This is a genomic window from Methylobacterium variabile, assembly GCF_001043975.1.
Lineage (GTDB): Bacteria > Pseudomonadota > Alphaproteobacteria > Rhizobiales > Beijerinckiaceae > Methylobacterium > Methylobacterium variabile.
Genome location: NZ_LABY01000227.1, coordinates 28,463 through 38,392 on the forward strand (window position 1 = coordinate 28,463; position 9,930 = coordinate 38,392).

The 9,930-nt window shown below is 69.2% G+C and carries 9 protein-coding genes and 2 tRNA genes; all 11 read right to left on the reverse strand.

The genetic code is table 11. The annotated features are described in order from the left end of the window. Positions 1 to 16: 16 nt before the first annotated feature. The 11 genes from nuoH to VQ02_RS28160 all read right to left on the reverse strand — a co-directional run bounded on the left by nuoH (position 17) and on the right by VQ02_RS28160 (position 9,820). Positions 17 to 1,039 (reverse strand): NADH-quinone oxidoreductase subunit NuoH, encoded by a 1,023-nt coding sequence (nuoH, locus tag VQ02_RS28110; RefSeq protein ID WP_048447552.1) that lies wholly within the window; start codon positions 1,037 to 1,039, stop codon positions 17 to 19. A gap of 13 nt (positions 1,040 to 1,052) precedes the next feature. After that, complete coding sequence (gene nuoG, locus VQ02_RS28115; RefSeq protein ID WP_048447553.1) at positions 1,053 to 3,134, reverse strand: NADH-quinone oxidoreductase subunit NuoG; 2,082 nt, start codon at positions 3,132 to 3,134, stop codon at positions 1,053 to 1,055. A 99-nt stretch (positions 3,135 to 3,233) separates the two neighbouring features. Then, positions 3,234 to 4,535: an NADH-quinone oxidoreductase subunit NuoF gene (gene nuoF / locus VQ02_RS28120; protein WP_048447554.1), complete on the reverse strand. Its 1,302-nt coding sequence runs from the start codon at positions 4,533 to 4,535 to the stop codon at positions 3,234 to 3,236. A 47-nt stretch (positions 4,536 to 4,582) separates the two neighbouring features. After that, positions 4,583 to 5,692, reverse strand: a complete 1,110-nt coding sequence (nuoE, locus tag VQ02_RS28125; RefSeq protein WP_048447555.1) for an NADH-quinone oxidoreductase subunit NuoE — start codon at positions 5,690 to 5,692, stop codon at positions 4,583 to 4,585. A 39-nt stretch (positions 5,693 to 5,731) separates the two neighbouring features. Then, positions 5,732 to 6,922 (reverse strand): NADH-quinone oxidoreductase subunit D, encoded by a 1,191-nt coding sequence (locus VQ02_RS28130; RefSeq protein WP_048447556.1) that lies wholly within the window; start codon positions 6,920 to 6,922, stop codon positions 5,732 to 5,734. Positions 6,923 to 6,928: 6 nt separating this feature from the next. Then, complete coding sequence (locus VQ02_RS28135; RefSeq protein WP_048447557.1) at positions 6,929 to 7,591, reverse strand: NADH-quinone oxidoreductase subunit C; 663 nt, start codon at positions 7,589 to 7,591, stop codon at positions 6,929 to 6,931. Between the two features lie 12 nt (positions 7,592 to 7,603). Further along, entirely contained in the window at positions 7,604 to 8,185 is a 582-nt protein-coding gene (locus tag VQ02_RS28140; RefSeq protein WP_048447558.1) for a NuoB/complex I 20 kDa subunit family protein, read from the reverse strand. A 65-nt stretch (positions 8,186 to 8,250) separates the two neighbouring features. Continuing rightward, on the reverse strand, positions 8,251 to 8,616 hold the full coding sequence (locus VQ02_RS28145) for an NADH-quinone oxidoreductase subunit A (protein WP_048447559.1): 366 nt from the start codon (positions 8,614 to 8,616) through the stop codon (positions 8,251 to 8,253). 303 nt (positions 8,617 to 8,919) lie between these two features. Further along, positions 8,920 to 9,462 (reverse strand): CAP domain-containing protein, encoded by a 543-nt coding sequence (locus VQ02_RS28150; protein ID WP_048447560.1) that lies wholly within the window; start codon positions 9,460 to 9,462, stop codon positions 8,920 to 8,922. A 151-nt stretch (positions 9,463 to 9,613) separates the two neighbouring features. Then, positions 9,614 to 9,690, reverse strand: a tRNA-Asp gene (locus VQ02_RS28155). Positions 9,691 to 9,743: 53 nt separating this feature from the next. Continuing rightward, a tRNA-Asp gene (locus tag VQ02_RS28160) sits at positions 9,744 to 9,820 on the reverse strand. Between the last annotated feature and the right edge of the window lie 110 nt (positions 9,821 to 9,930).

The following is a 9,930-nucleotide window of genomic DNA, read 5'->3' on the forward strand; positions in this document are numbered from 1 at the left end:
CTCCGACGGTTGGGTCTCAGGACACCGGCGCGAGGCCGGTCAGCTTCAGGACGAAGGCGACGACGAACACCATGACCAGGGAGAGCGGAAGGAACACCTTCCAGCCTAGCCGCATGAGCTGGTCGTAGCGGTAGCGCGGCACCATGGCCTTCACCATGGCGATCATGAAGAACAGGAAGCTCGCCTTCAGGGCGAACCAGATCAGGCCCGGCACCCAGGTGAAGGGCGCGAACGGGATCGGCGAGAGCCAGCCGCCGAGGAACAGGATCGTGCCGAGCGCGCACATCGTGACGATGGCGACGTACTCGCCGAGCATGAACAGCAGGTAAGGGGTGGAGGAGTACTCCACCATGTAGCCGGCGACGAGCTCGGACTCGGCCTCGGGCAGGTCGAAGGGCGGGCGGTTCGTCTCGGCCATCGCCGAGATGAAGAACACCACGAACATCGGGAACAGCCACAGCCAGTACCAGCCGAGGATGCCGAGCGAGGTGTCCTGCGCGCGCACGATCTGCGACAGGTTGAGCGAGCCGGCGCACATCAGCACCGTGATGATGACGAAGCCGAGCGAGACCTCGTAGGACACCATCTGGGCCGCCGAGCGCAGCGCGCCGAGGAAGGCGTACTTCGAGTTCGAGGCCCAGCCGCCCATGATGACGCCGTACACGCCGAGCGACGAGATCGCGAAAATGTAGGTCATGCCGACGTTGATGTCGGCGATGGCCCAGCCGTCGGCGAGCGGGATCACCGCCCAGGCGGCGAGCGCCAGGGTGGCGAAGATCAGCGGCGCCAGCAGAAAGAGGCTCTTGTTGGCGCCCGCCGGGATCACCGGCTCCTTCAGCACGAACTTCAGCAGGTCGGCGAAGGACTGGAACAGGCCCCAGGGCCCGACCACGTTCGGCCCGCGGCGCAGCTGCACCGCCGCCCAGATCTTGCGGTCGGCGAGCAGCGCGTAGGCGATGAAGACGAGCAGCGCCACGAGGAGCAGCACGCTCTTCAGGCCTATGAGGAGGACGGTGCCGAGCACCTCCCAAGCAGTCATCGGTCGGCGCTCCTCATTCGGCCGCTTCGAGCGCCCGCCCGCGGGCGAGACCCGAGCACTCGGCGAGCACCCGCGAGGCGCGGGCGATCGGGTTGGTGAGATAGAAGTCCACCACGGCGGGGCGGAAAGGCTCGCGGCCTGGCTCGCCCGACAGGCCGGCCAGCGTCGTCAGCGCGGCGGCGCCGTCGCTCGCCGCGACCTGGTCGATGCCGGCGAAGTGCGGGTGGGCGGCGTAGAGCGCCTTGCGCAAGGCGCCGAGCGAGTCGAACGGCAGGCGGTGGCCGAGCACGTCCGAGAGGGCGCGCAGGATCGCCCAATCCTCGCGGGCGTCGCCGGGCGGGAAGGCGGACCGGTTGGCGAGCTGCACCCGGCCTTCCGTGTTGACGTAGGTCGCCGACTTCTCGGTGTAGGCCGCGCCCGGCAGGATCACGTCCGCCCGGTGGGCGCCCTTGTCGCCGTGGGTGCCTTGGTAGACCACGAAGGCGCCGGGCCCGACCTCGACCTCGTCGGCGCCGAGGTTGAACAGCACGTCGAGCGCGCCGGCCTTCGTCATCTCGGCGAAGGTCAGACCGCCCTCCCCCGGCAAGAAGCCGAGGTCGAGGGCGCCAACGCGGGCGGCCGCGTTGTGCAGCACGCCGAGACCGTTCCAGCCCTCGGCCTTCGAGCCCAGCCCCTGAAGCAGCTTCGCGACCGCGGCGAGGAGCGCCGCACCGTCCGGACGGGTGAGGGCCGCCTGGCCGACGATGACGAGCGGCCGCTCGGCCCCTTTGAGCGCCTCGGCGAAGCTGTGGCGGCCGGAGGCAACCTCGGCCAGCGTCTCCGGCCCGGCACCCAGATAGGTGTGGGGATAGGTCAGGTCCGCATCCTCGCCGATCACGCCGATCTGGATCGGCGAGAGCCGCCAGCGCTTGCGGATGCGGGCGTTGAGGAGCGAGGCCTCGGTGCGCGGGTTGGCGCCGACGATCAGGATCGCGTCCGCCTGCTCGATGCCGGCGATGGTCGGCCCGAAGGTGTAGGCGGCGCGGCCCCAGGACGGATCGATCGCAGCCCCGTCCTGGCGGCAATCGAGGTTCTGCACCTTGAGAGCGCCCATCAGGGTCTTGAGCGCGAAGATCTCCTCAACACCGGCGAGATCGCCGACGATCGCGCCGACACGCTTCGGATCGGCGCCCTTGACCTTCGCGGCGATTGCCCCGAAGGCCTCGGCCCAGGAGGCCAGGCGCAGGCGGCCGTTCTCGCGCAGGTAGGGCCGGTCGAGGCGCTGGAGCCGCAGACCGTCCACCACGTGGCGGGTCTTGTCCGAGATCCACTCCTCGTTGATCGCCTCGTTCACCCGCGGCTCGATCTGCATCACCTCGCGGCCGCGGGTGTCGACGCGGATCGACGAGCCGACCGCGTCCATCACGTCGACGGACTCGGTCTTGTTCAGCTCCCAGGGGCGGACGTTGTAGGATTGCGGCTTGTGGACGAGGGCGCCGACCGGGCACAGGTCGGCGACGTTGCCCTGCAGCTCCGATTCCATCGCCCGCTCGAGGTAGGAGGTGATCTCCATGTCCTCGCCGCGGCCGATCGCGCCGAGATCCGGCACGCCCGCGACCTCCGCCAGGAAGCGGACGCAGCGGGTGCAGTGGATGCAGCGGTTCATCGCCGTCCGCACCAGCGGGCCGATGTACTTCTCCTCGACGGCGCGCTTGTTCTCGCCGTAGCGGGTCGAGTCGACGCCGTAGGCCATGGCCTGATCCTGCAGGTCGCAGTGGCCGCCCTGGTCGCAGATCGGGCAATCGAGCGGGTGGTTGATGAGGAGGAACTCCATCACCCCCTCGCGGGCCTTCTTGGTCAGGGCCGACTTGGTCGACACCGCCGGCGGCTCGCCGTTCGGACCCGGGCGGCAGTCGCGCACGGCCCAGGCGCAGGAGGCGACGGGCTTCGGCGCGCCCTTCAGCTCGACCAGGCACATGCGGCAATTGCCGGCGATCGACAGCCGCTCGTGGAAGCAGAAGCGCGGGATCTCGGCCCCCGCGACCTCGCAGGCCTGCAGGAGGGTGTAGTCCGGCGGGACATCGACCTCGATGCCGTCGACGAGGATCTTGGTCATGCGGTCAACTCTCGGGCGAGGTCCGCGGGGCGCGCGTCTCCGCGCGCCGAGCCGGCGAACCGTGAATGCGGATCATGACAGGTGAGAAACGGCACCGCCTCACTCCGCCGCCATCGGCACCGGGGTCGGATGCGGGTTGGCGCTGTAGCGGTCGATGCGCTTCTCGATCTCCGGGCGGAAGTGCCGGATCAGGCCCTGGATCGGCCATGCCGCGGCATCACCCAGCGCGCAGATGGTGTGGCCCTCGATCTGCTTCGTCACGTCGAGCAGCATGTCGATCTCGCGCTTCTGCGCCCGGCCTTCCGCCATGCGCAGCATCACGCGCCACATCCAGCCGGTTCCCTCGCGGCACGGCGTGCACTGGCCGCAGGACTCGTGCTTGTAGAAGTACGAGATGCGCGCGATCGCCGAGACCATGTCGGTCGACTTGTCGAACACCATCACGGCAGCGGTGCCGAGGCCCGACTTCAGGTTCTTCAGCGTGTCGAAATCCATCGGCGCGTCGATGATCTCGGCGGCCGGGACCAGCGGCACGGAGGAGCCGCCGGGGATCGAGCACAGCAGGTTGTCCCAGCCGCCGCGCATGCCGCCACAATGCCTGTCGATGAGCTCGCGGAACGTGATGCCGAGCTCTTCCTCGACGTTGCACGGCTTGTTGACGTGGCCGGACACGCAGAACAGCTTGGTGCCGGTGTTGCCCGGCCGGCCGAGGCCCGCGAACCAGGCGCCGCCGCGGCGCAGGATGGTGCCCGCCACCGCGATCGACTCGACGTTGTTGACCGTCGTCGGGCAGCCATAGAGGCCCATATTGGCCGGGAACGGCGGCTTGAGCCGCGGCATCCCCTTCTTGCCCTCGAGGCTCTCGATCAGCGCCGTCTCCTCGCCGCAGATGTAGGCACCGGCGCCGTGGTGGACGTAGATGTCGAAGGGGTAGTCGTGGACGTTGCTCTCGCCGACGAGGCGGGCCGCGTAGGCCTCGTCCACGGCGCGCTGGAGCGCGTGCTTCTCGGCAACGTACTCGCCGCGGATGTAGATGTAGCAGGCATGCGCGCCCATGGCGAAGCACGCGATCATGCAGCCCTCGATCAGGAGGTGCGGATCGTGCCGCATGATCTCCCTGTCCTTGCAGGTGCCGGGCTCGGACTCGTCGGCGTTCACCACCAGGTAGTGCGGCCGGCCGTCCGATTTCTTCGGCATGAAGGACCACTTCAGGCCAGTGGGGAAGCCGGCGCCGCCGCGGCCGCGCAGGCCCGACTTCTTCATCTCCTCGATGATCCAGTCCCGGCCCTGCTGCAGCAGGAACTTGGTTCCGTCCCAGGCGCCGCGTTTCTTCGCGGCATCGAGGCCGGGGGAGTGGAGACCATAGAGGTTGGTGAAGATCCGATCCTGATCGGCGAGCATGGCGATCGTCCTACAGGCCTGCTGTGACGGGGAGAATCATCGTGTCTTTACGGCTTCGCCTTCGGACCGGGCGGGCCCTTGTCGGCCGCCTTGTCGGCAGGGGTGATGCCGACGGGCTTGGCCTGCGATCCGTCGGTCTTGGCCCCTGCGGTCGCCGGCTCGGCGCCCGCCTCCGGCGTGGTACCCTTCGTACCGGCCACCGGGCGGCCTTCCTCGGGCTTTGAGGGCGTCTCGGTGTAGGAGCGGCCGCTCTTCGGCGCCGGCTCGGCCTCGGGGCCGGTGCGCGGTACCGCGACGGTGGTGCGCTCGGGCGCCGACTGGCCCTTCTCGGCCGCGGGGTCGACGGCGGGCTTGCCGTCGGCGGCGCGCTGCGCCGGGGTGCTGGCCGTCCCGGTCTCGACCGGCCGGCCGGCATCCGGGCGGGCCGCCTTCGGGTTCGTCGCCGCCGAGGTCTCGGTGCGGGCCTTCTCGCCGGTCGTGTCGGAGCCGGCGTCCTTCCGGCCCTCCTCCTCGAAGCGCTTGCGCCAGGCGCCGACGCGCGAACCGTCGAACAGCGTCTCGTCCTTAAGGGTCGTGACCGCGTCCTTGGGCTCGGAGGAGACACGGCCGATCTGCGAGCCGGTCTTCACCGGGCGCCCCGCGGCGAGGTCGTCCATCAGCTTGCCGAGGGATTCCGGCGTGAGGTCCTCGTAGTAGTCGTGGTTGATCTGCGCCATCGGGGCGTTGCAGCACGCGCCCAGGCACTCGACCTCGAGCCAGGAGAAGTTGCCGTCCGGGCTGACATGGCCGGGAGGGCCGAGCCGCTCGTGCAGCATCTGCTTCAGCTCGCGGGCGCCGCAGACGTCGCACGGGACCGTGCCGCAGACCTGGATCCAGTAGCGGCCGACCGGCTCGAGGGCGAACATGGTGTAGAAGGTCGCGACCTCCAGCACCCGGATGTGCGGCATGCCGAGCTGGTCGGCCACCGCCTCGATCGCGGCCCGCGGCAGCCAGCCGCCGTTCTGCTCCTGCGCCTTCCACAGGAGCGGGATCACGGCCGAGGCCTGGCGCCCCTCCGGGTACTTGGCGATCTGCCCCTTGGCCCACTCGGCGTTCTCAGGCGTGAACGCGAAGCTCTCGGGCTGCTCGGAGGCGGGGGCGAGTCTGCGGTTGGCCATGATCTCAAACGTCTCCGACGGGCGCGCGGAGGGGCGCCCTCACCGGTCCACCTCACCGAACACGATGTCGAGCGTGCCGAGGATGCACGACACGTCCGCCAGCATGTGGCCGCGGCACATCCAGTCCATCGCCTGGAGGTGGGCGAAGCCCGGAGCGCGGATCTTGCACCGATACGGCTTGTTGGTGCCGTCGGCGACGAGGTAGACGCCGAACTCGCCCTTGGGGGCCTCAACCGCGGCGTAGACCTCGCCGGCCGGGACATGGAAGCCCTCGGTGTAGAGCTTGAAGTGGTGGATGAGCGCCTCCATCGAGCGCTTCATCTCGCGCCGCGGCGGCGGCGCCACCTTGCCGTCCTGCGTGGCGATCGGCCCCTGGCCGGCCGGCTCGCGCAGCTTGGCGATGCACTGCTTCATGATGCGCACCGACTGGCGCATCTCCTCCATGCGGATGACCTGGCGATCGTAGGTGTCGCCGTTCTTCCCCACAGGGATGTCGAACTCCATCTCGTCGTAGGCCTCGTAGGGCTGCGACTTGCGCAGGTCCCACGGGATGCCGGAGCCGCGCACCATCACGCCCGAGAAGCCCCAGGCGAGCGCCTCCTCGACGGTGACGATGCCGATATCGACGTTGCGCTGCTTGAAGATGCGGTTGCCCATCACGAGGCTGTCGAGGTCGTCGACCACCTGCGGGAAGGTCTCGCAGAACGTCTCGATGTCGTCGATCAGGCTCGGCGGCAGGTCCTGGTGGACACCGCCCGGCCGGAAGTAGTTGGCGTGGAGACGAGCGCCGGACGCGCGCTCGTAGAAGATCATCAGCTTCTCACGCTCCTCGAAGCCCCAGAGCGGGGGCGTGAGGGCGCCGACGTCCATCGCCTGCGTGGTGACGTTGAGGAGGTGCGACAGCAGCCGGCCGATCTCGCAGTAGAGCGTGCGGATCAGCTTGGCGCGGCGTGGCACCTCGATGCCGAGCAGGCGCTCGATGCCGAGACAGAAGGCGTGCTCCTGGTTCATCGGCGCGACGTAGTCGAGCCGGTCGAAGTAGGGCGTCGCCTGGAGGTAGGTCTTGACCTCGATCAGCTTCTCGGTGCCGCGGTGCAGCAGGCCGATATGCGGGTCGACCCGCTCGACCACCTCGCCATCGAGCTCGAGCACGAGGCGCAGCACGCCGTGCGCCGCCGGGTGCTGCGGCCCGAAGTTGATCGAGAAGTTGCGGATGCTGTGCTCGCCCATGTCGGCTCAGCCTTTCGCCGGTGCCTTGTCGGCCTTCTCGTCGCCGGGGAGGATGTAGTCGGTGCCTTCCCAGGGCGACAGGAAGTCGAAGTTGCGGAATTCCTGCGTGAGCCGCACGGGCTCGTAGACCACCCGGGCCTCGTCCTGGTCGTAGCGGACCTCGACGAAGCCGGTGAGCGGGAAGTCCTTGCGGAGGGGGTGGCCCTCGAAGCCGTAATCGGTGAGCAGCCGGCGCAGGTCCGGATGGCCCGAGAACAGGATCCCGTAGAGGTCGTAGGTCTCGCGCTCGTACCAGTTCGCGGCCGGGAAGACCGGGATCGCGGACGGCACCGGGGTGCGCTCGTCGGTCTGCACCTTCACGCGGATGCGCCGGTTATGGCGCATCGAGAGCAGGTGGTAGACGACGTCGAAGCGCTTCTCCCGGCCGGGGTAGTCGACGCCGCAGATGTCGATGAAGGTCGAGAAGGCGCAGGCCGGGTCGTCGCGCAGGTGGGTGAGCACCCGCAGGATCTCGGGTCCCTCGACGACCAGCGTCAGCTCGCCGAAGGTGATCGCCCGGGCGGTGACCGCGCCGCCCAGGGTCTCGGCGAGGCGGTCGGAGAGCGCCTGGAGGGCCGCGTCGCCGGACTCGGTCTGGGTGTGGGCCCGGATGGTGATGCCGTTGCTCATGGGCGGCCTGCCTCAGCGCTCGATGGTGCCGGTGCGGCGGATCTTCTTCTGCAGCAGCAGCACGCCGTAGAGCAGCGCCTCGGCGGTCGGTGGGCAGCCCGGGACGTAGATGTCGACCGGCACCACCCGGTCGCAGCCGCGCACCACCGAGTAGGAGTAGTGGTAGTAGCCGCCGCCGTTGGCGCAGGAGCCCATCGAGATGACGTAGCGCGGCTCCGGCATCTGGTCGTAGACCTTGCGCAGGGCCGGGGCCATCTTGTTGGTGAGCGTGCCGGCGACGATCATCACGTCGGACTGGCGCGGCGAGCCGCGCGGCGCGAAGCCGAAGCGCTCGCAGTCGTAGCGCGGCATCGACATCTGCATCATCTCGACGGCACAGCAGGCGAGGCCGAAGGTCATCCACATCAGCGAGCCGGTGCGGGCCCAGGTGATGAGGTCGTCGGCGGTGGTGAGCAGGAAGCCGCGGTCGGCCAGCTCGTCGCTGATCGTCAGGAAGGTCGGGTCGTTGGCGCCGATCGGCTTGCCGGTGGCCGGGTCGAGGATACCCTTGGGCTGCGGCGCGATCGCGGGGGCGCGGACGGTGGTGAGAGACATGGTGAGGTCCGGTGCTTCTCGTCTCGGGGGCGGCTCTTCACGCGTCGACGGCTAGTCCCACTGGACTAATCCCATTCGAGGGCGCCCTTGCGCCACTCGTAGACGAAGCCGACGGTGAGCACGCCGAGGAAGAGCATCATCGACCAGAAGCCGAACCAGCCGAGGTCCCCGAACGTGATCGCCCACGGGAACAGGAAGGCCACTTCGAGATCGAAGATGATGAACAGGATGGCGACGAGGTAGAAGCGCACGTCGAACTTCATGCGCGCGTCGTCGAAGGCGTTGAACCCGCACTCGTAGGCCGAGAGCTTCTCCGGGTCCGGGCTGTTGTAGGCCACCAGGAACGGGGCCACGAGCAGCGCCGCCGCGATCAGCAGGGACACGCCGATGAAGATCACGAGCGGCAGGTAATCCGACAGGAGGCCGTTCATCGAGCATCCCCAAGGGTTGGCGCGAGCGTTTGGCGCGTGCCCGGGCCGCGACCCGGCCGCCGGGGCCGTTCTCGGAACGGTTCCAAAGCCCGGAAGGTGCGCGAGGCTTAAACGAGCGGATATGACGAAACAAGGGGCGTTCGCACCGCACAAACCGCGAACGTCTGCACGCAAGATAGGGGCTTGGCGCCCGCGCACAACGCCCGGAAGCCCCGGCCGGCCGGGGAGGATCGTCGCAGCCCCCTCCCCTTCGCGGGCGTTTTCAGGGGCTTGGCCGCCATGCTGCGCTGCGGGAAGCGCGTGTCAGCCGTCCGACAGGATCAGTGCCCAGTACCGCTTGTAGCGGCTGCCCGGCGCATCGACCCGGGCGATGCCGACGCGCTTGACCTGCGGCATGAGCATGTTGCGGTTGTGCTCCGGCGAGACCTGCCAGCGCTTCAGCACCTCGTCGAAGGTGGCCGAGCCGGCGCTCAGGTTCTCGGCGGCGTAGCGACCGCCGAAGCCGGCGCGCTTGAGCCGCGCGTCGAAGGTGCCGCCGACCTCGTGCGAGAGGAAGCCGGCCCTGGCATTGGCCTCGGCCTGGAGCGAGGCGGCGCGGATCAGCGAAGAATCGATCACCACCGGCCCGAGGCCGTGGCTCGCCCGGTAGCGCGAGATCGCCGCCGCCGCCGAGGCCTCGTCGAGGATCACCGGCGTGGTCGGCAGGTCCGGCACCGGCAGGATCGCCGAGCCGCTGCAGCCGGCGAGCGCCAGGCCGACGCCGAGGAGGAGTGCGCGCGCAAGATGGCGTCTGGACTCCGCGGCCCGGCGCCGGGCGCGAGCCGTCGAGGGGAGCAGGTGCGGCATCTCTGGCGATTCCTGGAACAGCACGGCCGTGCGGGAGCGCGCACCTGTCGGTCAATTGTGGAGATTTTCGGAGCAGGTCGGTTCGGGCCGTCGCGACGCGGTTCGGCGTCGTCTCGCTGCAACGGACAGCCGTGACGGGAACCGTTCGAAGTGGCGCGGGCGACGGGGCTCGAACCCGCGACCTCCGGCGTGACAGGCCGGCACTCTAACCAACTGAGCTACGCCCGCGCGGCGTGCTCGCAAGGGCCCTCAAACTGCGTTGTCATTCCCGGGAGAAGGAATGGCGCGGACGACGGGGCTCGAACCCGCGACCTCCGGCGTGACAGGCCGGCACTCTAACCGACTGAGCTACGTCCGCGCAGGGCGCTCGTGCACTACAGAAACGCCTTTTTTCCCGCGAGGGAAGTGGCGCGGACGGCGGGGCTCGAACCCGCGAACTCCGGCGCGACAGGCCGGAACTCTATGCGG